Below are 25858 nucleotides of genomic sequence, written 5' to 3' on the forward strand. Positions count from 1 at the left end.
TTGTTTTGTTTAAATTATTTTTAAATGCAACAGGTTATATTGGATATCATAGTGATAATATTTGTCATCAATTAATTTACTTATCGTATTAACTGTTTTTATTAGCGGCTATTATCTAATTTTTCTTGTTTTTAGTCGCTGTATTTGAAAAATTAAAATAATATTTAATTAATTCAATTGGTATAATTAAAAAGATATCTGAGTTAAAATTATAAAAAACAATATAAGCAATGATTAGAGAGTATCTATGGAACAAAAAAATATTATTATGACAACAAAGCCGCCTCTTAAAGGTCGCATTCACTCTTTTGAATCTTTTGGCACTGTCGATGGACCTGGAATTCGCTTTATTGTTTTTTTTCAAGGTTGCTTAATGCGTTGTTTATATTGTCATAATCGTGATACTTGGGATTTAAAAGCAGGAAAGGAAGTCACAGTTGAAGAATTGATGAAAGAAATTATTTCTTATAAAAGCTTTATTATGCCTAATGGAGGAGGTGTAACAGCATCAGGTGGTGAAGCAACGCTACAAGCTGAATTTGTTACTCAATGGTTTAAAGCTTGCCATCAAGAGGGAATTAGTACTTGTTTAGATACTAACGGTTATGCAAGACAGCTTGATAGTGTTATTGAAGAATTAATGAAAGTAACAGATCTTGTTATGTTAGATCTAAAACAAGTTAATGATGAAATTCATCAAAAATTAGTTGGTGTGCCTAATAAAAGAGTTCTTGAGTTTGCAAAATATTTACAAAAAATCAATAAAAGAACATGGATACGCTATGTAGTTGTTCCTGGGTGGACTGACGATGATGATTCAGCTCATTTACTAGGTAAATTTATACAAGGTATGGATAATATAGAGCGTGTAGAATTACTTGCTTATCATAAATTAGGAGCTTATAAATGGGATACGCTCGGTGATAAATATAAGTTGGAAGGTGTTGAGGCACCACCAAGAGAAACTCTTGATAGGATCCAAGGTATTATAGAAAGTTATGGTCATTATGTGACTTTTAGTAAATAAAGCAATGTTAACTATTTATATTTAAATTGGGATGAGTATTTTGTTGTTATAGTTAATTTCCTGATGGTTATCTTTAAAAGATTCTGCTTAGAAATTATCAATCAAGATTTTATAAATTAAAGTGTTTTTGACTAATTTAAATAGAAAAATATTTATTTTTCATTATATTAGAATAATTTTCATTAATTGCTTTTGAATATATCACGATAACACAAATCAAACTAAAACGAATAAATGCACAAATAATATTACAATATATTTAGTTGGTGGTTTTCATTTTGCATCTTTAGTTATTTATCGGTATAGTGGCAACAATTATTATTACTTGGTTATAAATTATAAATACAACGCCATGTCTATTTGTCAAAAAATTGTAGTTATTATTTTTATTGGACTAATAAAAATAAGTTTTTTGTATGCTGATGATAATCAACAGCTTCAATCTTTACGTTCTGCTATTAAAGAACAAGAAAGGCGTTTAGAACAACAAAAAAAAGAACGTATTGAACTGATTAATAATTTAAAAAAACAAGAAACAGAAATTGCTAAACTTTTAACATCAATTGAAAAAAACGATTTATTATTTATAAAAATAGATCAAGAGATCAATAATTTGGTTAAAAAAATTGATGAATTAACAATAAAACAAAAACAGCAACGAACTATATTATCAAAACAACTAGAAAACGCATTTAAACTAGGAAACATAACTGGTTTAGAGTTGATTTTTTCGGGCGAAAAAAGTGAACGTAATGATCGCATAATTACTTATTATGGTTACATCAACCAAGTTCGACAACAGCAAATTCACGACCTTCAAGATACGCAAACCCAATTGAACGAGAAAAGAATTGAATTGCAAAAAAAACAAGCCTTACATAAAACATTACAAATCAAACAGAAAGAACAACAAGCAGGGCTTGAAAAAAAGCGTCAAAATCGTCAAAGCACAATAATTACTCTTGAAGCATCAATGCAATTAAACCAACAAAAATTAGTTGATTTGCGTAATAATGAAGTTAAATTACAAGAAAAAATTGCCCAAGCAGAACGTGAAAGTAGAAGCATAGCAGAAAAAGAAGCAAAACAAGCAAAATATATTGAAGAAAAACAGAAGAACCAAAGTTATACTCTTAATTCTGATGAAAAAGGATTAATGGCTCGTGTAAGTGGTATTGGTAAGCCACAACATCAGTTTAATTGGCCTGTGAATGGTAGGGTTATGCATCGATTTGGAGAGTTGCTTCAAGGTGAACTATATTGGAAAGGAATGGTGATTAATGCAAAAGAAGGTACTCAAGTTAAAGCTGTTGCTGATGGTCGGGTTATTTTGGCAAGTTGGTTACAAGGATATGGCTTTGTCGTTGCGTTAGAACATGGAAAAGGTGATATGAGTTTATATGGTTATAATCAGCGCATGTTGGTTGAGGTAAGTGATAAAATCGAACGTGGACAACCTATTGCATTAGTTGGTTCAAGTGGTGGACAAAACGCATCTGGACTATATTTTGAAATTCGTCGTGATGGTAAGGCGCTTGATCCAAGTGGGTGGTTAAAATAGTGCGTTATTTTATAGTCATTTTTATTACAAGTTTATTGATACTAAATACACACAATGCTTGGGCAGCAAAACTTGCAATAGTTATTGATGATTTTGGCTATCGCCAACATAATGAAGAGCAGATTATTGGGCTTTCGCCCTTTATTACCATTTCTGTTTTGCCACATTCGCCTAATGCTAGACGCATTGCTACGTTAGCTCATAAACATGGTAATGATGTGATTATCCATTTGCCCATGGCACCAATTAGTAAACAACGGTTAGAAAAGGACACCTTGTTCCCCTCGATGAGTGAAAGCCAAGTTAAAACCATTGTGGATAATGCTATTGTTCGGGTGCCTTATGCCATTGGCGTTAATAACCATATGGGCAGTTTAATGACATCGAATTTGCCTGGTATGATAAATGTGATGAAAGCTCTGAGTGGTTATTCGTTGTTTTTTTTAGATAGTAAAACTATTGGTAAAACTCAAGTTAAAAAAGCCGCAGCAGGCTATAACATTGCTGTATTAACGCGTGATGTTTTTTTGGATGATACGCAAACTGAAAGCTCAATTAGTCAGCAATTTGATTTGGCAGTAAAATTGGCACGTAAAAATGGCGTAGCGATTGTTATTGGCCACCCACATCAGCAGACGGTTAATGTGTTAAGGGCAAAGTTGGCTAGCTTGCCTGCGGATATTAAATTGACTAGACTTAGTGAGTTAACTATACCTATTTCAGAAAGACCTAAAATGACCTTGAAAGAGATTGTTGAAAAATGCAAACATCAGTTTGAGGCGGTTACAAACCTTAAGCTGATTGAGGAATAGGTCTGTTTTTTAGCGTTTTTCTAAAGTTCGGTGCCGTATTTGCACTTGTTTGTTTTTGGCTTTAAAAAATGCCGCTAATTGTTCAGCAATATAAACAGAACGATGCTGTCCACCTGTGCAACCAATGGCAATGGTTAAGTAACTGCGGTTGTTTTTTTCTAGTAATGGCAACCACTGATTAAGGTAATTGGCCGTTTGGTTGATGAAGTCGGATACGTCGTTGTATTTTTGTAAGTACTCTTTGACTGGCTGATCGAGTCCTGTTAGTGGGCGCAAACAAACATCCCAATGTGGGTTGGGTAAAAATCTAACATCAAATACAAAATCAGCATCAATGGGTAGTCCATGTTTAAAGCCGAATGATTCAAATATAATGGTTAATTCGCGCTCTTTTTTACCTAAAATGCGTTCTCTTAATAGATCGGATAGTTCGTGAACCGAAAGGCTATCGGTGTTAATAACAAGGCTTGCGTGTGATTTTAACGATTCTAGGTAAGTTTCTTCAAGGTCAATAGCTTCTTCAAGGGAGTATTGTTGGTTAGAGAGTGGGTGTATGCGTCGTGTTTCGCTATAGCGTCGAATTAGGGTGTTGCGACCGCAATCAAAAAAAATGATTTCTGGTGTTACTGATTGCGGTAAGCGTTGAAAAATGTCATTATTAACGTCAAAATTTTTAGGCAAATTTCGTATATCAATGCTAATAGCTACTGGTGTGTTGTTATCTTTTAATGAGTTGGCTAATTGCGGTAATAGCGCAACGGGAATATTATCAACACAATAAAATCCCATATCTTCTAACGCTCGTAGGGCTATTGTTTTGCCTGAACCAGAGCGACCACTTACTATCATTAGAATCACAATATTAACTCCAATCTCATTAATGCATTAATTATATACTGTTTGTTTTAGGATATACAATTTGAATATAAATAATATTTCAATCATTAATATTCTGTTTTTATTTGAGCTATTAGTTGTTTAAGTGCTTGTCCTCGGTGTGATATTTGGCTTTTTTGTTCTTTAGTTAGCTGCGCTGCTGTGCAGCCTAATTCTGGAATATAAAAAAGCGGATCGTAACCAAAGCCACCATCACCTTGTTCTTCATTTAAAATTAAACCGTCCCACTTTCCTAAGCAGATGATAGGTGTAGGGTCGTTTTCGTGTCGCATAAAGACCAGTGCGCAATAAAAGTAAGCTGTGCGGGCTTCTTTGGGGACGTTTTGTAATGCAACAAGAAGCTTGTTATTGTTGCTTTTGTCGTTACCATGTTCACCAGCATAACGTGCTGAGTAGATCCCTGGCTCTCCACCAAGTGCATCGACCGCTAAGCCTGAATCATCGGCAATGGCAGGTAAACCGGTTAATTTTGAGGTATGTCTTGCTTTTAAAATAGCATTTTCAATAAATGTTAAGCCTGTTTCATCAGCATCAGGGACGTTAAATTGGCTTTGTGCAACAATATCAAAACCAGCATCAGCAAGTAATTTTTGTAATTCATTCACTTTGCCTTGGTTGTTGGTTGCTAATACAATTTTTTGCATTTTAATTTCCTCTATTTTAATGGGAGTTGGCTATTAGCGTAAGCCGTTTTATTTGCATTATTTTCGTTCTAAAACTCGGGTTCACAACTAAAAGTCATACTTTCCCCCGTTTTGGGGTGATTGATTGTTAGGAGTTGGGCATGTAATAGCAGCCGTTTTGACATGGCAAAAGCTTCAGGATGTGCATAAAATTTATCACCCAAAATAGGATGGCCAATCGCTTGCATGTGAACGCGTAATTGGTGTGATCGTCCTGTAAATGGGAATAATTGTATTCGCGTTGTGTTGTCAGGGTTGCGAGCAATGACTTGGTATTCTGTTAGTGCGTGCTTACCGTTTTCAACATCGACCATTTGCCTTGGGCGATTGGGCCAGTCACAAATTAGAGGTAATTCAACGCGACCAGTGTCATGCTCAAGATGTCCATGAACAACAGCGATATAGTTTTTTTTGGGGATGCGTTCTCTGAACTGTTTTTTTATTTCACGATCGGCAAGCTTCGATAAGGCTACAACCATAATCCCACTAGTTGCCATGTCTAGTCGGTGTACTGATTCGACATAGCTATATTTTTGTTGTAGGCGGTGAATAATACTATCAATAAATTGCGGTTTATTTCCTGATACCGATAAGATACCCGGTTGTTTGTTGACAACAACAATGTGATCGTCTTGATATAAAATAGAAAGCCAAGGTTCGATAGGTGGGTGATATTCCAAAAGCATTTTTGTGTGACAAATTGTAAAATAAAATTGTCACACATTCTAACAAAATCACCGAAAAGCGCTAGTTTTATAAATGGCTTTATTTACTCCAAATTGAGGCTTTAGGCGCGGAAAAGAACTGTGATACTAATATGGCTAAGCCGGTGATAATATAGCAAGCAAAGATGATAATCATCCATTGTGACATTTCGATAGTTAAAAATGTCCAAATTTTATCGGCGCAAGAACCATAAGCATTAAATAAGCTAGGAAACCATATGTCTAACGGTAACCAAGTTGGAAACTGGACGTTGATTGAGCAAGTGTCACTTAAGTTTGGTTCAAATTGTAGATGGGCATGAAATATTGCTAAAGTAAATCCTTTATAAGCGCTAAAAAGCCAAATAAAAATACCGATTAATCGAATAATTGTGTATTTAGGCGCAATAAGCCCAATAATGCTCGCTAACATAATGCCCAATATGGCACAGCGTTGGTAAATACAAAGCGTACAAGGCGCTAGTCCTAAACCATGTTGAAAATAAAGTGCGGTTATTTCAAAGCTAAGAGTGGAAAAGAACAATAAGAACCAAGCGAGTCTGCTTTGTGAGTATTGATTAAGCAGTGATAACATACTATTTTATTCCCCCATATTCCGTTATAATCATTTTACTTTAATTATATTGGATATTATCTATCGTTATTCCTTAATGCCGATAGTGTAGTTTATTTTTGAATAATGTAAACGACTTTATTTATTGATGGCGGATTAATCATTTCTTATGGACTCAAATGCTCCACAAACAAAATTGCAAGTCTCATTTGTTACTATTTCAGAGGAAAATGCGACACAACGTATTGATAACTTTTTAATCACCTATTTAAAAGGTGTGCCAAAAAGTATGATTTATCGTATTTTAAGAAAGGGCGAAGTACGTGTTAATAAAAAGCGGATTAAGCCTGAGTATAAATTAAATATTGGTGATGAAATTCGTATTCCTCCTATTCGCATAGCCGAAAAAGCCACACCTGAAATTTCAACCAAGCTTAATAAAGTAGCTGATTTAGAAAAGGCAATTATCTATGAAGATGATGTTTTATTAGCGATTAATAAACCATCAGGTATTGCTGTTCATGGTGGTAGTGGTTTGAGTTTTGGTGTGATCGAAGGATTACGCGCATTAAGGCCCGAAGCGAAGTTTTTGGAGTTAGTGCATCGTATTGACCGCGAAACATCGGGTGTGTTGCTGATCGCCAAAAAACGCTCGGCATTAAAAGCGTTACACGAACAGTTACGCCTTAAGCAAATGCAAAAAAATTATTTGGCGCTTGTTAAGGGGAATTGGCCTTCTGAATGTAAGGTGATTCAGGCTCCTTTGCTTAAAAATGTATTGAAAAGCGGCGAGCGAGTGGTGAAAGTCGATAAAGCGGGTAAGCCATCGGAAACACGGTTTAAAGTTGAAGAGCGTTTTGATTTTGCCACTTTGATTAAAGCCAGCCCCGTTACTGGGCGTACACATCAAATTCGCATTCATACTCAATATGCTAATCATCCTATTGCTTTTGATGATCGTTATGGTGATAAGCAATTTGATGCGTTGTTAGCTAGTACTAAACTTAGTCGGTTATTTTTACATGCCGCAAGTGTCAAGTTTATTCATCCTAAAAGCCAACAAGAGATGCAATTAAATGCACCTATGGATGATGCTTTACAGTACTGTTTAACTTATCTTAGAAAAGATAAATATTCTTAGAAAAATAAATATCAGCAAACAGAATCTTAAAATAAAAAAGGTATACGAATGAAAGATCTCAATTTATATTTAATTAGACATGGTCAAACGCAGTGGAATATTAAAGACCAGATGCAAGGTTCAAAAGATTCACCATTAACTGAGCAAGGCATTTTAGGTGCTAAATTAACAGGGCAACATTTAAAAGATATTTCTTTTATGCAGGCTTATTCAAGCCCACAAAAGCGTGCTGTCGATACCCGTAATTATATTGTTAATGAAAATAATATAGCTATTGATACTTTTGAGCTTGCCGATCTGCGCGAAATGGATTTTGGACTTTGGGAAGGTAAGCATGTGCCTACTTTAAAACAAGATGTGCCCGAGTTTAACGTTTATTTAACTGATCCGGCTAATTTTGATGCGTCAGTCAATCAAGGCGAAAATTACGCTGATATTTTAGCTCGTATGAAGCAAGCATTAAATACCATTGTGCAAAATGCACCACAAGATTCAGGAAATATTTTAGTTGTGTCGCATGGTACGGTATTGCGTATATTGCTTTGTGTTTTAAATGGCGGTGATTGGCGTTTACATCGTGATGAGCAGTACTTTCCACGAATGTTAAATACCAGCATTAGTGTGGTTAACTATAAGCAAGATGATGATCAGGCTACTGGCGAATTTACGGTAAAATTCTATAATAACGTGGATCATTTGACTCAAAGATAAAGATTTTTATACCTCGACTAGTGAGCCTTTTCATCATGAGTCGAGGCGGTATTGTTGCGCAATTCAATTCACTTATCGTGCATAAGCAGCGTAACGTTTTTGCAGTTGTTGTAATTGATTGATTCTTGCATCCATTTTCGAAATCATTGCTTGATTGCCTTTAGTTTGATTTTTTGCATTTTGTAAAATGGTGATCGCTTGTTTAAAATTTCCTCTTAATGCGCTAATTTCTGCTTGTGCACTCATTTCTTGCGCTCTTGAACGTATTTTTCCATAAGCAGTAACAAGTAAATCCCAACCATTGATATCGTCATTATGGTCAAAGGTATAACGATGCAATAAACTCACCGCTTGTTGATAATTTTTATTTTTTATATATGCATTTGCTAGATTCAATTGTAATGCCGAGCTATCGGGGACTTTTTTTAGTGCCGCTTGCAAGCGCGTAATGGCAGCACTGCTATTGTTGAGTGCTAAATCAATATCGGTCATTAAATCAATATACCATATGTTATTCGGGTCACTGTCTAGTAATGGTTGCAACTGTTGTTTGGCTTTTTGGTTGTTACCGCTTAGGTTGTCAGCTAAAGCATTACCATAAATAGCGGCAATATTGCTTTGTTCATTATTTAGCTTTTTATAAGATTGTATTAATAGTTGGCCTGCATTTTTTTTGTTATTAATTAAAATTGCTAAACGTGCTTTAGCTAAATAATAGTTTAATGATGGTGTTATATTCTTTTTATTGTATTGTAAGGAGCGATTGCGAATATCTGTTATTCGGCTATTAGGCAGTGGGTGAGTGAGTAATATTTCTGGTGGTTTGCTACTAAAACGGCTTTGGTCGGCGAGTTTTTGTAAAAACTCAGATGAGGCATAAGGATCAAATCCTGCTTTTGATAGTGTCCTAAGGCCAACACGATCCGCCTCTTGCTCATTACTTTGTGTAAAGCTGATCATATTTTGCGCTGAACCTGCCATGGTGCTAGTCATTGCTGCCATGCCTGCTTCGGGGTTGGCTAAAGTCAGTAAAATCGAGCCTAATGTTGCTCCCCACACATAAGGGCTTGTACGGCTTTGGTTTTCCATTGCTCGCGCTAAATGGCGTTGGGTAACATGACCTATTTCATGAGCCATAACCGAGGCTAATTGGCTTTCATTATCGGTATCTAATATTAGTTTAGAGTGAATGACAACATTACCGCCAAAAAAGGCAAAGGCATTAAGTACATCACTTTTCATAATATAAAAATGGAAAGGTGTTTTTACTGATTCTGATTTAGCGACTAATTTTTTTCCTAGATCATTAATGTATTGGTTTAGAACGGGATCATTGATTATTGGGGAGCTATTTCGCAACATGCGCATATAGTAGTCACCCATTTCCATTTCTTGACCGATGCTAAGGGTTGTAGCTGCTGCAGTTCCTATATCAGGTAGGTTGATATTATCAGCATAAACGATAGGGGTACTTTGTAATAGTAACGAGGTAGATAGTGTAAATGCGATGACTTTTTTTAACATTATTTCAACCAATTAAGATAAGATTTATTTCAATACATTTTAGCTGAAAAAAAGCACAATATCACTTTGAATTTTTAAAGCGAATTTAATCTTTATGAGATAGTCGTTTTCGATAGCTAGATATCAAAACACAACAGCAATTGCCTTATTACTGTTGTGTTTTGATGGTTATTTCAAAAGTTAAACTAATCGACAGCGATATTTGATAAAATCAATAATATTGTCAACTTTTACCATTTCTTTATCGCCACTAGCTCGGTGTTTGTATTCCACTTCTCCATTATCGAGATTGCGTTCACCAATTACGATAGTGTGAGGGAGCCCAATTAATTCCGCATCAGCAAACATTACACCAGGGCGCTCTTTACGATCGTCAAATAAAACTTCAATGCCAGCAGCTTGTAAATCAGTATAAAGTTTTTCGGCAGTGGCTTGAACTTTTTCGGATTTGTACATGTTCATTGGAATAATGACAACACTAAATGGGGCAATTGCTTCAGGCCAAATAATACCACGATCGTCATGACATTGTTCAATAGCAGCGGCTACAATTCGGCTAACGCCAATGCCGTAACAACCCATAATCATAACGTGGTTTTGCCCATCTTCACCTTGGACTGTTGCTTTCATTGCTTGTGAATATTTTGTGCCAAGTTGGAAGATATGCCCAACTTCAATCCCTCGTTTGATTTGTAATGTCCCTTTGCCATCAGGGCTAATATCGCCCTCAACCACATTGCGAATATCTTCAATGCGAGGTAAAGCAGTGTCACGTTCCCAATTGATATTAAAATAGTGTTTATGATCGATATTGGCACCAGCGCTAAAATCGCTCATCACAGCCACGTCACGGTCAATAATAACTGGCATATTTAAGTTAATTGGACCCAATGAGCCTGGCCCTGCATTCACAATCGCACGGATTTCTTCTTCGGTTGCAAATTCTAGTGGTGAGGCAACGATATCGATTTTTTCGGCTTTGATTTCGTTTAAGGTGTGATCTCCTCTAACTAATAATGCAACAAGTTGGTGTTCACTTTCTTTTGTGGCTTTGACCATTAACGTTTTAACTGTTTTCTCAATCGGTACATTAAACTGTTCAACTAATTCGTCAATTGTTTTGGCATTAGGCGTATCGATAAGCTCCATGGCTTTAGTTGGCTCTGCTCTTTTTTGTGTTGGAGCTTGTGCTTGTGCCATTTCGATATTAGCGGCATAGTCCGATTCTGTTGAAAACACGATGTCGTCTTCACCACTGTCAGCTAATACTTGGAACTCATGTGACCAGTTACCACCAATCGATCCTGTATCAGCGCGCACTGCTCTAAAGTTTAAACCTGCGCGTGTAAATACAGAGCTATAGGCTTTATACATATCATCATAAGTTTCTTGTAATGATTCTTGTGTAGTGTGGAAAGAATAGGCATCTTTCATAATAAATTCACGTGAACGCATCACACCAAAGCGAGGGCGCACTTCATCACGAAATTTGGTTTGAATTTGATACACGTTAAGTGGCAATTGTTTATATGAGCTAACTTCATTACGTAGTAAGTCTGTAATGACCTCTTCATGAGTTGGACCTAGAACAAAATCACGGTCGCCACGATCTTTAATACGCAATAATTCAGGACCATATTGTTCCCAACGTCCGCTTTCTTGCCAAATATCAGCAGGCTGCACGACCGGCATTAATACTTCTATTGCTCCTGCTTTGTTCATCTCTTCACGAACAATATTTTCTACTTTTTTTAGTACTCGGTAACCAGTGGGAAGCCAAGTATATAAACCCGCAGCCACTTTACGGATCATGCCGGCACGTAACATTAATTGATGGCTAATGACTTCTGCATCAGCGGGGGTTTCTTTTAACGTTGAAAGAAGATATTTACTGGTTCGCATAAATTTATCCCGAAAATAATTTATTTATAAATATAATAAAAATGTGAGCTAGTTTAGCAGTACCCAGCGCAACACTAAAGAAATTTTATTGATAATTATTGTGAATAATAAAGATTAATTGTAAATTATTAGCATTAGTAATTAAATGGAATTGATGTGAAGAAATTAAATTTATCGCACTTCATTATTGCCTTTTTTGTGGTTTTGGTACTATACCAGCCAATTAAATTTATTATCTATCATTTTACTGATTTAAGTTATGATGAAATTTTGGATTTTGGTTGGAGAGGAGATGGCTGCGAAACTAAAGATGGCCGTCGGTTAGATTATATCAATTGTCCTTGTGGCACAGGATTAATAGAACCTGATGATCTTTATAAAATTAGTAATGAAGGGTATTTTTATTACAATGATAAGCTTTTGGGAAAAGTTATCCTAAAAACAAAGCCAAGTTATTTTTCTGGCGGTGAAATTCTAACCGGCGGCGAATTAGAAATTGAGAATTTAGAAACAGGAATAATTTGTTATTATGATTCAATTCTTGATTGAAATACAATCTTTAATAGGTAGGAAAACACCCAGTTGTTTACACTTCATAGTTAAAATAATCTTCTAAAAACATTTAAGACATTTTACAGGAAACCGTTTTATGCGATTTTACGGTAATTTAATTATTAATAAATTGTTCTTAAATTTTTGTTTTCTATCTTTTAAATCCTGACTTATTTGCTGATTATGCTATAAATTATCATAAGTGCCTATGCATATTGCTTTTGGTGCTTGCGAAAAAATTTTGTTTAAACATATCTGCTGTAGCCTTGTTAGCCAAAATAAGTGTTTAATACCATAGCCCATGTTTTTATTGTCGTCACGTTTATTACTTAACGTTGAGGTTTTCTATTAATTACTAATCGTTTGATTATATAAATATCTATTGAGTTGTTTCTTAAATTTAGGTGCTTTTATTTAATATTAGTTAAATTTGCGTTAGAGCAAGTATTTTGCTCAGTTTTCTTTGAATCAAAATTGATATTTTAATTATTTTCAATTTATTATGTATCAAATTTGATCCTATCTATATTATTGATTATATTTATTTTCTTGTTATTTATGTGATAAAGATCACTTTGTAAAAGATATTAAATTGATATTATATGCGCCGAATTTTAGATTAAGGAGTTGTAACAAAAATGAGTAAGCTCAGGACAAATGATAGCGTAACAAATGCCAATAATGAGTCAGCGTTACCTAAATGGCGAAAAAGTGATTCTTTATGGATGCTGAGTCTTTATGGTACCGCCATTGGTGCAGGTGTGCTTTTTTTGCCAATTAATGCCGGTGTGGGTGGTTTAATTCCACTATTAGTGATGTTGGTTCTTGCTTTTCCTATGACTTTTTTTGCGCATCAGGCTTTATGTCGATTTGTTTTATCGGGCAAAAGTCGTGAAGGAGATATTACCGTTGTAGTTGAAGAAGCGTTTGGGCGCACAGCAGGAAATTGGATCACTGTTCTTTACTTTTTTGCAATTTATCCAATACTATTGGTATATAGTGTTGGTATTACTAATACCGTTGATAGTTTTATGGTTAATCAACTGGGCATGTCATCGATCCCAAGGGCTTTACTTTCATTTGTTTTAGTCGCATTTTTAATGCTGATTGTTCAATTTGGTGAAGAGCTTATCGTTAAAGTTATGTCGATATTAGTTTTTCCATTTATTGCTGTTTTAATGATTTTAGCACTATTTTTAATTCCTGAGTGGAATGGTGAACTCTTTGCTAATTGGTCATTTAATAGTGGTAGCGATGGTGGGCAAAGTATTTTAATGACCCTATGGTTAGTTATTCCTGTTATGGTTTTTGCATTTAATCATTCACCAATTATTTCATCTTTAGCTGTCGCTAAACGTAAAGAATATGGCGAGGTTTATGCTGAACCTAAATGTACTAGAATTATTGCAGCAAGCAATATCATGATGGTTGTAACAGTGATGTTTTTTGTTTTTAGTTGTGCGCTTTGCTTGTCGCCTGCTGAACTTTTGGATGCAAAAGCTCAAAATATCTCAACGTTATCATATTTGGCCAATCGTTTTAAATCACCTGTTATTGAGTATATTGGCCCTCCAATTGCATTTATTGCCATGGCTAAATCGTTTTTAGGCCATTATCTTGGTGGTAAAGAAGGGTTTAATGGTGTTGTTAATAAATTCTTGCGTAGCCGTAATAAAACAATTTCAGAAAAGAAACTTGATAAATTAGCTATTGCCTTTATGTTTGTAACTGCTTGGGGGGTTGCAACATTAAATCCAAGTATTTTAGGTCTTATTGAATCACTTGGTGGCCCAATTTTAGCTGTGTTGTTGTTTTTAATGCCAATGTATGCAATTCATAAATTACCTGTATTGGCAAAATATCGTGGCAAACTAAGTAATATTTTTATTGTTGTGATGGGAGTTGTTGCTATTTCAGCAGCTATCTATAATTTGCTATAAAATTTGCTTGATTGACTATAGATAATCTATTCGTTTTTTATCAACAAAATTCGTTAGTATATGTCGATGAGTGGTGTTTTATTAATAAAAAAGCTTATAAGTAAATTTACAAAGGTATAACTAGGCTAGCACGATTAATTTGTGCTGCCTTAAAAAGGAAAAATATGAGTTCGGTATTTGAAATATTTAAAATTGGTATTGGACCTTCAAGTTCACATACAGTAGGACCAATGAGAGCAGGGAAAGCGTTTATAGATCAGCTTATCAGTAATGAAATGATGCCGTCAGTAACAAAAATTGTGGCGGATGTTTATGGTTCTTTATCACTAACAGGTAAAGGGCATCAAACCGATATTGCTATCATTATGGGGTTAGCTGGTGAAATGCCTGACACGGTTAATATTGATAATATTCCTATTTTTATCGAAACATTAAGTCAAACTGACCGTTTACCTATCTATAATAATCGTTACGAAATCGATTTTCCTTTGGATAGTTGTATGGTGTTTCATTCTAAATTTTTACCGTTACACGAAAACGGTATGACGCTAAGTGCCTATAATGGAAATACATTATTATTTCAAAAAACATATTACTCTGTCGGAGGAGGCAAAATTGTTGAAGAGGAAAAATTTGGTCAACAAGAGCAAGATTCTGTAAAACTTCCTTATCCATTTGCCTCTGCTGAGCAATTATTAAAGCATTGTGAAGATAACTCATTATCAATTTCTAGTATTATGATGAAAAATGAGCTGCAATTGCACTCTTATGAAGAAATTGAAACGTACTTTTCTCGCGTTGGGCAAACTATTTTGGAATGTATTAAACGAGGTATGAACACAGAAGGGTTATTACCTGGACCACTTAAAGTTCCTCGTCGTGCGTTTTCATTATATCGTCAATTGTCTACTACTAAAGATAAAATTATTAGTGATCCAATGGTGATTATTGATTGGGTAAATATGTTTGCACTTGCCGTAAGTGAAGAAAATGCCGCGGGTGGACGTGTGGTGACAGCACCAACAAATGGGGCATGTGGCATTATTCCTGCAGTACTTGCTTATTATGATAAATTTATCAACGAAGTAACACCTGATATTTACATTCGATTCTTTTTGACATGTGGTGCTATTGGGCAACTTTACCAAATTAATGCATCGATTTCTGGTGCAGAAGTTGGTTGTCAAGGCGAGGTTGGTGTTGCTTGCTCTATGGCGGCCGCTGGGCTTGCTGAGCTTTTAGGGGGGAATCCTGAACAAGTGTGTATGGCTGCTGAAATTGCGATGGAGCATAACTTAGGATTGACTTGTGATCCTGTAGCTGGTCAAGTACAGGTGCCTTGTATTGAGCGTAATGCGATTGCTGCAGTAAAATCAATCAATGCAACAAGAATGGCTTTAAGACGAATCACAGCAGCTAAAGTATCGTTAGATAAAGTGATTAAAACGATGTACGAAACAGGTAAAGATATGAATGCCAAATATCGAGAAACATCGCGTGGTGGACTTGCGATTACAGTCCATTGTAATTAGTTTGTGTTATTTGTTGTATTATCTTGGTCGATTTTGTAATCGGCCAAGACTTAAATAGTTTTAATCAGCGGTAGTTAATTAAGTGTACTTAATTGATTGAATTTAATGCTTCCAACGCATAGTATTGACTTTAGAACGTAGAAAATCATTTTCTGTTAGCACATTTACTTTTTCTGTTTTTATTGTTTTTTGTCTTCTTTTTCGTTTTGGTTGTTCTATCGATATGTTGTGAATAACTTCGTTATAAGCAAGTAAGTTATTCAGCTGATCAAGCTCATCTAATCCACGAAGAACAGAAATTAATGTTTGTAATGTAATTGATTCGCCTTGTTCAATACGTTTTATTGTTGCAATGCCAATTTCGGATTTTTGCGCAAGTTCTAGTTGAGATAAATTTTTCTCAATTCTGGCTAATTTTATTCTACGACATAGCATAGCAATCATGTCGGTAGTTTCATTCATGAAATATCCTTTTTGTTTGATATGCCACATGACGAGGCATATCTCATATTGCTATTTATATTATTTTTAGACTAGTGGTTATTGTTCTTGGTTTTTTATTTGTTTCTTCTTTAAGTTTTCTAAAATCTTTTTATGGATACCATTAAAGCCACCATTACTCATAATTAAAATTGCATCGGTTGGTTTAGCTGATTTTGTGATCATTTCAACCAATAAATCGATATCACCAGTCCAGTAAGCGGGTTGAATACAAGCATCAACCACATCGGCAACCAGCCAAGGTAGTTGTTCAGGTTGGAATATAAAAATTTCATCAGCTCGACCAAGTGATGGGGCTAGTTCATCTTTAGATACCCCTAATTTCATCGTATTTGAGCGTGGTTCAAGTACGGCTAGAATGCGACGATTAGCTCCTATTTTACTACGTAATGCTTCTAATGTTGCTAAAATTGCAGTTGGGTGGTGAGCAAAATCATCATAGATTTGAATGTTATTAACTTCACCGTAGAGTTCTAAACGTCTTTTGGCATTGACAAATGAGCCTAATGCTAAACAAGCATCCGCAGGCTCAATTCCTACATTATGAGCAGCGGCGATTGCCATTAATGCATTATGCATATTATGTTCGCCTACTAATGAATATTTTACTTCGCCTACTTTTTGGTTTTTATAGTAAACAGCAAAATGGCTTGCATCATTATTGATACGTTGCGCTAACCAACCTGTTTCTGATTCCGTAAATTCTTGTTGGCTCCAACAACCTTTTGCTAATACTTGTTTTAAATTTACATCTTCTTGCGGTGAAATGATAAGTCCTTTACTTGGTACTAAACGAACTAAATGATGGAATTGTTTTTGGATTGAACTAAGATCATCAAAAATATCAGCATGATCAAACTCTAAATTATTCATGATAAGTGTTTTAGGACTGTAGTGCATGAATTTTGAGCGTTTATCAAAGAATGAGCAGTCATATTCGTCAGCTTCTATGACAAAAAAATTGCCTTCGCCTAATCTTGCTGAAACTTCAAAATTACCGGGTACGCCACCAATCACAAATCCTTGTTTATATTCTTGTTTTTCTAAAATCCAATTGACCATACCCGCAGTTGTAGTTTTACCATGAGTTCCAGCAATAGCTATGACCCAACGATCCCGTAATACATTGTCATGTAACCATTGAGGTGCTGAAATATAAGGAATGTTATTATCTAAAAGATATTCTACACAAGGGTTACCTCTTGATAGCGCATTGCCAATAATGACTAAATCAGGTCTTGATGTCAGTTGTGATGGATCATATCCTTCAATGATATCAATGTGTTCTTTTTGTAAAAGTGTGCTCATTGGTGGGTAAACATTTTTATCTGAACCCGTTACTTTATGACCTAGAGAGCGAGCTATTAAAGCAATCCCTGCCATAAATGTGCCACAAATTCCAAGAATATGAATATGCATTTTTAGTCCTTAATACGTAGTATAATTTTTATATTGGTAATGTTGGATAACTATTGTCAATTTAGCTAGTAATTAGGTGTAAATTTAACGTAATTATGTAATTATAATCCATTCCACTTGCTTATGCGATAGGCCATAGATGTTTAATCATTAATTGCGGAGCTTGATTACCACGAAATTCATCGACATCTAAGTGATAAACTACTTTTACATTTTTTATTGACTGATCAGGCCATTGCTCTCTATTTACATTAAACAACACTCCTTCAATGAGAGGCCCACCGTTTTGAGGTTCTAGCAGTAGTTTAAGATGCTTATCTGCAAATAACCGCTGTTGATGAATAATAAAATCACCATCAAAAATTGGTGTATAAAAACCTTCTCCCCATGGACCTGATTCTTTTAATAGTTTGGCAATTGCATAAGTAAAATCTTTAGTATCTATTTGACCATCAGTTTCAATGATAGGTTCTAATAATTCGGGGTGTAATCGTGTGTTTAAAAGTACCTCAAAGCTGTTTTTAAAACGCGCTAAATTTTCTTCTCGTATGGTTAATCCAACTGCCATTGAGTGACCACCAAAACTTACTATTAAATCAGGGTGTTGTTGATTTAATTCATCCATAAGATCACGTAAATGAATCCCTTTAATTGAACGCCCAGATCCTTTTAGAAAACCGTCTTGGGTGGAAGCAAAAGATATAACTGGTCGATGATATTTATCTTTTAAACGTGAAGATAAAATACCAATAATGCCTTGATGCCACTCAGGGTGATGAAAAACAAGTAAGTTAGGAATTGATATGTTTTGTTTTTCAATTTCATCAATAAATAATAATGCTTCTTTATGCATGGTTTGTTCAATCAATTTTCGATCGCTATTGAGGTTATCAAGATCGGTTGCTTTGCTGATTGCTAAATCATAATTATCACAAAGCAACAATTCGACACCTAATGACATATTATCCATTCTGCCCGCAGCATTTAATCTAGGTGCAATATAAAAAGCTAAATCTGTTGAAGTAATAGATGTAGGCTCTTTTTTTGCTATATGTAATAGAGCCTTAATCCCCTCACTACAATAACCCGCTCTGATTCTGTTTACGCCTTGGTAAACTAAAATACGATTATTGTGATCTAGTTTAACTACGTCAGCAATCGTACCTAGTGCCACTAAATCAAGTAAATTTGTTACATTGTATTCGGTCAAATTATTATTCGTGAACCAATTTTCTTTGCGTAATTTTGCACGTAGGGCCAACATAAAATAAAAAGCTACGCCGACTCCAGCTAAATGCTTAGATGGAAAATTACAATTGGGTAAATTAGGATTAATTATCGCATCTGCATTGGGTAATTGTTCTGGACATAAATGGTGATCAGTAATAATAACTGATAAGTTTGATTGTTTAGCAAAATCAACAGCTTCAATGGCAGATATACCATTATCAACGGTAATAATAAGCCGTACATTTTGTAAAATAGCTTTTTTTACAATTGAAACACTTAACCCATAACCATCTTCAAAGCGATCAGGTATGATATAATCAACAGACTGGCACCCCATATTTTTAAGCGCTTTGATGATTAAAGCAGTACTTGTTGCTCCATCTGTATCAAAATCGCCAACAATTATGATTTTTTCATTATTCTTCATCGCTAAATAAAGAATTTCAACGGCTTTTTTTATACCATCTAGTTTATCGTAATTACATAAATTACGTGTAGCGTAGTCAAGTTCTTGCATACTAGTAACGCCACGTAAAGCATAAATTCGTTGTAATAATAATGGAATATCATCTGAAAATTTTGGATGCAATCCTGATAATTTACGATGTTTTAGTTTGTTTTTTTTCATATTTTATATGCTAGCGTATTGGCGCTAGCATGTGTTTTTCGTTATGTTCTAATTTTCAACAAGTAATAACTTACTAATTGTTATTTAGTCACTTTTTTATCTAAAATTTCAATTAATTTATCAGCAGGTACATAGCCAGCAACTAACTGCCCATTAGGTAAAACAATTGCTGGTGTACCATTAATGCCAAGTTTTTTACCAACATTAAATTGTTGTGTTACATAAGGAACCATGCTGCTAGCAGGAGAAATAGTGTTACCTTTATAAGCATTTTCAAATGCTGCCTTTCGGTTAGTCATGCTCCAAATAGATTGCATATTTTTACCAACATCACTATCAGCACCAGCCCTAGGGAATGCAAAATAGTGTACTGAAATACCTGCTTCTAAATATTTATCGATATTTTCGTGTAGTAGTTTACAGTAATGACAAGTGTAATCAGTAAAGACTGAAATGATATATTTTTCATTTTTAGCTTTGTAAACGATAGCATCGTTTTCAATTGATTTTATCATTTTTAGATTGTAGCTATTAGCGATATTTTCAGGTTCGCTATTTTGAATGTTATAAATAGGGCCTTGAGTTAAGTATTTACCATCATCTGTGACATAAAAAACGCCATCAGGTGTTTCGACACTTTTTAGATTGTTTATAGGGCTATTTGTAATTTTAACATCTTTATTACTGTAGCCTAATTTACCCATTGTTTTAATAATATCGGTATTATTTGCTAGTGCGGTAGTTGATATTAATGCTAAACCTAAAATTAATTTTCTCATTTAATTATCCTTATTTTTTCGAGCATTATGCTCGAGGATGATGTTTGCTATGTAACTGTTTTAATCTTTCTGTTGCTACATGTGTATAAATTTGTGTTGTTGATAGACTACTGTGTCCAAGCAGCATTTGCACAACACGCAAATCTGCCCCATGATTAAGTAAATGGGTTGCGAAAGCGTGCCGAAGAACATGCGGTGAAAGAGCTTCAACATTGATGCCTGTCAATATGGCATAGTATTTTATTCTATGCCAAAAGGTCTGTCGTGTCATTTTTTTGCCTAATCTACTCGGAAATAGTACATCAATAGCGTTATTTTTTAGAAGATCGTTTCGGGCGTATTTTAAATAATATTCAAGCCAATAAACAGCTTCTTCACCTAGTGGTACTAAACGTTCTTTATTTCCTTTTCCAATAACTCTTATAACTCCTTGTCGTAAGCTCATATCGCTCATTTGTAAATTTACTAATTCAGAGACGCGTAAACCGGTGGCATAAAGCACTTCTAACATGGCTTTATCCCTAAGTTCGATAGGATCTTCTATACTAGGCGATTCAAGTAGATCACTAACTTGTGATTCAGTTAAATCTTTAGGCAACTTTTTAGGTAGTTTGGGTGATGACAATACTGCTGATGGATCATCGGTTCGGTAATTTTCTTGATATAAATACTGAAAAAATCGTTTGGTTGCACTAAGTAAGCGTGCTGAACTACTTGCTTTATAGCCATCTTCTACTCGTTGCATTAAAAATTTTTGTAAATCAATCGTTTGAGCAGTTAAAAATGTAGTATTTTGTTGTTGTAAGAACTGGCTTAATGCTAACAAATCAAGCTTATAAGATTCAATAGTATTTTCTGCAAGATTTCTTTCTAACCATAATGAATCTAAAAACTGTTCTATTAGCATTTTGCTTTGGGCGGTTGTGTTTTGGCTAACCATCAAAATTATCTCTACATTACTGTTATTTTTTACATTATATACTAGGTGTCAATAAATATGCTGGTTATCACGTAGTTTATCTAATCAGATATTTTATTTAAATAAATAAAAACAACGTCATTTTATCAAAAAGTTTCAGGAGTGTACTACGTTTATGTGTAAAAACCTTAAAAATAGATACTATCGGGTGAATATTCTCTAGTTTGTTGCTTTGTTTGATTTTTAAGTAAAGACAAACCTTTGTTATCACCTTTAGCTTGCCGTCTTAATTTATTTTTATGTATTTTTCGATTTTAATTATATATTTAAATCCATGGTTATGGTTTTGTAACATTCATTTTTACTACTTAAAGGGGGAAAAACTCTAATTGGGCTTTATTTAGCCTGTTATCAGAGACCTAGCGACTTATCATAAGCGTTTAGCCCAATTAGTGACGGTTATTTTTCTTTATGATATGCGCGCTATCGCTTGTTTGTGATAGCGCGTTGATTTTATTTTTTATGAGTCTTTATGACAGTAATTTTTCAAATTACTGTAAATAATGTGAACAATTTCTACAAATTATGTTTATTCCATATCTTTAGCAAGATATTTTTGGCAATTATTATTAATTAATAGAAATAATCCAATGAATGCGCCCAAACAAAATAATCCAGCCACATAAATAGCGGGTGCCATTTTACTGACGAAATCACTAAAAAATGAAATCAGTAAAGGTGTTATACCTCCTGCAATAGCATAGGCCATATTGAATGAAAACGAGACTCCACTATAACGAATTTGTGCAGGAAACACTTTAACCATAAAATAAGAAAAAGAACCAACTATACCTATACTAAATCCTGTCAGCGAGTAAGTAATAAATAAAATATGAGGATTGTCTAACGAAAAATAAAAGATAATGATCATAATCGCAGCAATAAAACATCCAATAAACAAAACATTGCCTATAGAAAATTTATCCATCATCATGCCATAGAAAGTACAGCTTATAATTAATCCAATAATTGCTAATATATTACCCTGCAACGCATCAATTGGTGAATAACCAAACTGTTTTTGTAACAAAATTGGTGTCATGAGCATGATCACCATGATACCCGCAGAAAGTACCCACGTGAGTAGCATTGATAAAATGGTTTGAGGTAAGTATTGAGTTAATACCGTGATAACAGGTATTTTTTTAGATAATTCTTGTTGTTTACGTTTTTGAATTTCAAGAAAAATTGGTGTTTCTTTTAACCAACGACGTAAATACATTGCAATCAATCCAAAGATACCACCAATAATAAATGGAATACGCCAGCCCCAATCAATGATCTGTTCAGAAGATAAAAATTTATTCATAGCTGTTGAGACTAATGAACCAAGTAAAATGCCTAGACTTAAACCACTTGTTAAAATGCCACAAGCTAAGCCAATTTTATTTTTTGGCACATGTTCAGCAACAAAAGTCCAAGCTCCAGGCACTTCACCGCCTACAGCTAGACCTTGACACAAGCGCATAAGCAAAAGTAATACAGGAGCCAAAATACCAATATTTATGTAAGTGGGTAAACAACCTATAAATAGTGTGGGTAATGCCATGAGCAATATGCTTAGTGTAAACATTTTTTTGCGGCCTAAACGATCACCAAAGTGTGCCATAACAATTCCACCCAATGGACGTATTAAATATCCTGCTGCAAAAATACCAAATGTTTGAACTTGGCTTAACCAAGCAGGCATATCATTTGGGAAAAAAAGATGGCTAATAGTCATTGAAAAAAAGACAAAAATAATAAAGTCATAAAATTCTAATGCTCCTCCTAATGCGGAAAGCACTAATGTTTTATAGTCTTGAGAATTTAAGGTTCTTGTCGGTATGTGAGTTAATGCATTTGACATGGTCATCCCTGTAAATTTTTGTTTACAAACAGTTTAATATTCTTAACTACTATACCTTAACTCATAAATTTTTAAAGAATATATTTAATTAAGCTATCAATTCAATTTAATCAGGATGCCATTGTACAATGATTGATTTTTATCAAGTGTATGGTTAAAACTAGCACAAATGATTAATAATTAACCGAATAAAAAAACTACAATAAAAATTCTTATTAAATGGGGGAGCGTAAAATGGCTAAAAAATGTATTTCTCGTGGTAAATTTACACGTATGCAACAATTATCAAACCAAGATGGTATTATTGCAGCATTAGCGATCGATCAACGCGGTTCAATGGTTAAAATGATGGAATCTGCTGTGGGGAAAGATCGTTATCATATCGATATGGTGTATGAATTTAAAGAACTTGTCTCTCAAGAATTAACTAAATATGTCAGTGCAATTTTGTTAGATGAAGAATATGGCTTTAAAGGCATGACGGCCAAAAATAGCAATGCTGGATTAATCATGTCATACGAAAAAACAGGATATGATGCTAGTACTCCAGGACGATTACCCGATATTTTGCCTGAGGATTCATTACAACGCCTAATAAAAAAAGGTGCCGATGCCGCAAAAGTATTGGTTTATTATAATCCGGATGATCCTCAAGATATTTTAGATAAAAAACACGCATTTTTAGAACGTTTAGGCAATGAAGCTAGAGCTGCTGATATTCCTGTATTTGTTGAACCAATTGTATATGACAATGTGATAACCGATGATAAAAGTCCTGAATTTGCAAAAATCAAACCTCAAAAAGTCATCAATACAATAAAAGAGTTTACTAAAGAACAGTATTATATTGATATTTTAAAAGTCGAAGTTCCCGTATTGTTTAAGAATGTAGAAGGCTTTAACGACAACAATATCGTTGTTTATACTCAAAAACAAGCTGCTGATTATTTTAAACAAGCAAGTGATGCCGCAACTCGTCCATTCATTTATTTAAGTGCTGGAGTACCAACAAAAACTTTCCATGAAGAACTTATTTTTGCTGGTGAAAATGGCGCTAAGTACAGTGGTATTTTAGGTGGCCGTGCAACATGGTTTGAAGGTGTCGCTGCTTATGCAAATGGTGGCAAAGAAGGTTTGAAACGTTGGTTAGATCAAACGGGGCGAGAAAATGTCGAGCACCTCAACAAAATATTAAAGCAATATGCAACACCTTGGTATGATATTTACGGCGGTAAAGAAAATATTGAAGTTATTGATGTTAAATTAAGTAATTAGCTAATTATTTTAAATAATCATTAGTAACATGTTATTGGTAAGTAAAAAGAACAGGATTTATTTTTCCTGTTCTTTTTAACAAGATTAAGTTTTACTGTTCAGGTTTAATACCAAATAACAATGTTATATTTCTGTCCAACTCATTAAATGGCTTTATCAAAAAACAGATCAACTTTACTAAGGCTTGCCATAGATTGAATGTAAGCTTTAATTTTAGGCGGAAATGTTAAGTTTTTAACACATGTTAAATTTCGTAAAATTGGGAATAAACAGATATCATCTAAAGATAACTCGCCATTACATGCATCAGACGAAACAATCAACAACTCAAGTTTGTTTAATGCAGTTGAAACTTTAGAAATTAATGAATCAGTTTGCATTAAGCACTCATCAAAAGACCCCATTTTTTTTGCTTTACTCGTAACAAAATAATCGATAGCACTTTGTGTTGCAAACTCCGCTAAACCAAGTTTTATATAACGTGGACACACTAATTTATAGTCATATTGTTGTAACTGTTTTATTAAATCTGTGATATGTGACGATTTAGGGCCTGTTAAAATGGGTTTATTGCCATAATTATTATCGATATAATCAACAATGTCTAAACTTTCAGGCATATAGCTACCATCATTTTTTTGTAAAATAGGTGCCATTTTTTCACCAATCATACGCTCAGGTGTGGCAAAATCATCACTAAGTAATACCTGCTGTTCAACGGGTATGTTTTTTAGTCCAAAAATCATTCTTGCCCGAACACAAAAAGGACAATGTTCATAAATATACAGTTTCATTTTCGACTCCTTAAATAGTCAATTGCCCAACATAAAAAAGCTACCACTAAAAATAGTAAAAATACATTATTCGTAGCCAACAACGCTTTAGCATAGCCAATTTTCACAACATTAATAAAAGGGTACGGGTATAGGTTTGTATAATAGCCTCGAACAAAAATATAAATGCCATATCCCATTAATGACAATAATGATCCGGTGATGACTTTAATATTGATTTGCCGAAATGGCCCCCAAATAAACCAAGTCAATATTCCCAAAGTAGGAATAACAACATGCAAACTTTCATTAGCAATTTTTAGTAATATATTAGGAGGCGTATGAATTCCTCTTAATATTATGTTATACACAATTGCAGTTATAACCACACCAACTAGTCCATTTAATCGAATAACTTTAAAGCTATACCGAGAACAATTGGGATTAATAGCTAGCCAAAAACAGCTCAATGCTAACATTAAATTTGATAATACCGTAAAAAAACTATAATAATAAACTAACCTTTGTATTGAAGAGCTAGGCTGCCAAGGGCGTAACTGAGTATGCCAATAGATATAGGTTTCAAAAGCAATGATAGAAATAGCAAATAAAGCAATAAAAAGGTTAACACTTCGTTTTAACATAAATAGTACAAAAAATAGCTAAAGCTGTAGTATATAGTAATTAATAAGAAAATAAAAAATCCAACTTTTGCTATCTCTATTTTTCATGACTAAATATTGACTGATTATGCTAACAATTAAAAGTATCTATCGTTATTTTCGGTTTTTTGATAATGAAACGGTATAGACTCCTGAATATTTTTTACAAAAAACATAACCTGAAAAGTGAATATTTGTGCAAA

At 34.2% G+C, this 25858-nt stretch carries 23 protein-coding genes; 9 read left to right on the plus strand and 14 right to left on the minus strand.

The window, feature by feature from the left end; all coding sequences use genetic code 11:
• The first annotated feature begins 247 nt into the window (after positions 1-247).
• The 3 genes from pflA to GA0061080_RS05545 all read left to right on the plus strand — a co-directional run bounded on the left by pflA (position 248) and on the right by GA0061080_RS05545 (position 3400).
• Entirely contained in the window at positions 248-1027 is a 780-nt protein-coding gene (pflA, locus tag GA0061080_RS05535; protein WP_245174442.1) for a pyruvate formate lyase 1-activating protein, read from the plus strand.
• Between the two features lie 352 nt (positions 1028-1379).
• A complete protein-coding gene (envC, locus tag GA0061080_RS05540) occupies positions 1380-2588 on the plus strand; it encodes a murein hydrolase activator EnvC (RefSeq protein WP_091122358.1) in 1209 nt (402 codons plus the stop codon).
• Entirely contained in the window at positions 2588-3400 is an 813-nt protein-coding gene (locus tag GA0061080_RS05545) for a divergent polysaccharide deacetylase family protein (RefSeq protein ID WP_209435749.1), read from the plus strand. Before envC ends, GA0061080_RS05545 begins: the two co-directional genes overlap by 1 nt.
• Positions 3401-3409: 9 nt before the next feature.
• Here the strand turns inward: GA0061080_RS05545 and rapZ are convergent, their stop codons facing one another.
• From rapZ to dsbB, 4 genes are all read right to left on the minus strand, one after another.
• Positions 3410-4258: an RNase adapter RapZ gene (gene rapZ / locus GA0061080_RS05550; RefSeq protein WP_091122361.1), complete on the minus strand. Its 849-nt coding sequence runs from the start codon at positions 4256-4258 to the stop codon at positions 3410-3412.
• Positions 4259-4344: 86 nt separating this feature from the next.
• A complete protein-coding gene (locus tag GA0061080_RS05555; protein ID WP_091122364.1) occupies positions 4345-4941 on the minus strand; it encodes an XTP/dITP diphosphatase in 597 nt (198 codons plus the stop codon).
• Positions 4942-5009: 68 nt separating this feature from the next.
• Positions 5010-5666 (minus strand): bifunctional tRNA pseudouridine(32) synthase/23S rRNA pseudouridine(746) synthase RluA, encoded by a 657-nt coding sequence (rluA, locus tag GA0061080_RS05560; RefSeq protein WP_091122368.1) that lies wholly within the window; start codon positions 5664-5666, stop codon positions 5010-5012.
• Between the two features lie 79 nt (positions 5667-5745).
• Positions 5746-6279, minus strand: a complete 534-nt coding sequence (gene dsbB, locus GA0061080_RS05565; protein WP_091122371.1) for a disulfide bond formation protein DsbB — start codon at positions 6277-6279, stop codon at positions 5746-5748.
• Positions 6280-6427: 148 nt separating this feature from the next.
• Between dsbB and rluC the strand changes: the two genes are divergently transcribed.
• On the plus strand, positions 6428-7399 hold the full coding sequence (gene rluC, locus GA0061080_RS05570) for a 23S rRNA pseudouridine(955/2504/2580) synthase RluC (protein WP_091122373.1): 972 nt from the start codon (positions 6428-6430) through the stop codon (positions 7397-7399).
• Positions 7400-7447: 48 nt separating this feature from the next.
• On the plus strand, positions 7448-8110 hold the full coding sequence (locus tag GA0061080_RS05575; protein ID WP_091122377.1) for a histidine phosphatase family protein: 663 nt from the start codon (positions 7448-7450) through the stop codon (positions 8108-8110).
• A gap of 72 nt (positions 8111-8182) precedes the next feature.
• Here GA0061080_RS05575 and bepA read toward each other — a convergent pair whose 3' ends face one another.
• Together bepA and proS are read right to left on the minus strand one after the other, a co-directional pair.
• The gene (bepA, locus tag GA0061080_RS05580) at positions 8183-9634 is read right to left on the minus strand and encodes a beta-barrel assembly-enhancing protease (protein ID WP_091122381.1); all 1452 of its coding nucleotides are present in this window, start codon (positions 9632-9634) and stop codon (positions 8183-8185) included.
• A 180-nt stretch (positions 9635-9814) separates the two neighbouring features.
• On the minus strand, positions 9815-11536 hold the full coding sequence (proS, locus tag GA0061080_RS05585; RefSeq protein WP_091122385.1) for a proline--tRNA ligase: 1722 nt from the start codon (positions 11534-11536) through the stop codon (positions 9815-9817).
• 156 nt (positions 11537-11692) lie between these two features.
• Between proS and GA0061080_RS05590 the strand changes: the two genes are divergently transcribed.
• The 3 genes from GA0061080_RS05590 to GA0061080_RS05600 all read left to right on the plus strand — a co-directional run bounded on the left by GA0061080_RS05590 (position 11693) and on the right by GA0061080_RS05600 (position 15560).
• A complete protein-coding gene (locus GA0061080_RS05590) occupies positions 11693-12085 on the plus strand; it encodes a hypothetical protein (RefSeq protein WP_091122390.1) in 393 nt (130 codons plus the stop codon).
• Positions 12086-12726: 641 nt separating this feature from the next.
• A complete protein-coding gene (locus tag GA0061080_RS05595; RefSeq protein ID WP_091122394.1) occupies positions 12727-14028 on the plus strand; it encodes a serine/threonine transporter in 1302 nt (433 codons plus the stop codon).
• Positions 14029-14192: 164 nt separating this feature from the next.
• Positions 14193-15560: an L-serine ammonia-lyase gene (locus tag GA0061080_RS05600; protein ID WP_065635318.1), complete on the plus strand. Its 1368-nt coding sequence runs from the start codon at positions 14193-14195 to the stop codon at positions 15558-15560.
• A 102-nt stretch (positions 15561-15662) separates the two neighbouring features.
• Here GA0061080_RS05600 and GA0061080_RS05605 read toward each other — a convergent pair whose 3' ends face one another.
• From GA0061080_RS05605 to GA0061080_RS05630, 6 genes are all read right to left on the minus strand, one after another.
• The gene (locus GA0061080_RS05605; RefSeq protein WP_209435750.1) at positions 15663-16022 is read right to left on the minus strand and encodes a helix-turn-helix domain-containing protein; all 360 of its coding nucleotides are present in this window, start codon (positions 16020-16022) and stop codon (positions 15663-15665) included.
• Between the two features lie 78 nt (positions 16023-16100).
• Complete coding sequence (gene mpl, locus GA0061080_RS05610) at positions 16101-17480, minus strand: UDP-N-acetylmuramate:L-alanyl-gamma-D-glutamyl-meso-diaminopimelate ligase (RefSeq protein WP_091122400.1); 1380 nt, start codon at positions 17478-17480, stop codon at positions 16101-16103.
• 121 nt (positions 17481-17601) lie between these two features.
• Positions 17602-19338, minus strand: coding sequence for a single-stranded-DNA-specific exonuclease RecJ (recJ, locus tag GA0061080_RS05615; RefSeq protein WP_091122404.1), 1737 nt, complete (start codon positions 19336-19338; stop codon positions 17602-17604).
• 80 nt (positions 19339-19418) lie between these two features.
• The gene (gene dsbC / locus GA0061080_RS05620; RefSeq protein WP_091122408.1) at positions 19419-20117 is read right to left on the minus strand and encodes a bifunctional protein-disulfide isomerase/oxidoreductase DsbC; all 699 of its coding nucleotides are present in this window, start codon (positions 20115-20117) and stop codon (positions 19419-19421) included.
• Positions 20118-20142: 25 nt separating this feature from the next.
• A complete protein-coding gene (gene xerD / locus GA0061080_RS05625) occupies positions 20143-21057 on the minus strand; it encodes a site-specific tyrosine recombinase XerD (RefSeq protein ID WP_091122410.1) in 915 nt (304 codons plus the stop codon).
• A gap of 568 nt (positions 21058-21625) precedes the next feature.
• Positions 21626-22945 (minus strand): MFS transporter, encoded by a 1320-nt coding sequence (locus GA0061080_RS05630; RefSeq protein ID WP_167349189.1) that lies wholly within the window; start codon positions 22943-22945, stop codon positions 21626-21628.
• A gap of 234 nt (positions 22946-23179) precedes the next feature.
• On the opposite strand from GA0061080_RS05630, the gene GA0061080_RS05635 reads away from it, so the two are divergent.
• Positions 23180-24220 carry a tagatose 1,6-diphosphate aldolase gene (locus GA0061080_RS05635; RefSeq protein ID WP_091122417.1) on the plus strand — a complete coding sequence of 347 codons (1041 nt, stop codon included), beginning with the start codon at positions 23180-23182 and terminating at the stop codon, positions 24218-24220.
• Positions 24221-24363: 143 nt separating this feature from the next.
• Here the strand turns inward: GA0061080_RS05635 and grxB are convergent, their stop codons facing one another.
• Positions 24364-25014, minus strand: a complete 651-nt coding sequence (gene grxB / locus GA0061080_RS05640) for a glutaredoxin 2 (protein WP_091122420.1) — start codon at positions 25012-25014, stop codon at positions 24364-24366.
• Positions 25011-25637, minus strand: coding sequence for a Pr6Pr family membrane protein (locus GA0061080_RS05645; protein WP_091122423.1), 627 nt, complete (start codon positions 25635-25637; stop codon positions 25011-25013). The genes grxB and GA0061080_RS05645 overlap by 4 nt, the downstream gene beginning before the upstream one ends.
• Positions 25638-25858 lie beyond the last annotated feature (221 nt).

It is taken from the genome of Gilliamella intestini (genome assembly GCF_900094935.1).
GTDB lineage: Bacteria > Pseudomonadota > Gammaproteobacteria > Enterobacterales > Orbaceae > Gilliamella > Gilliamella intestini.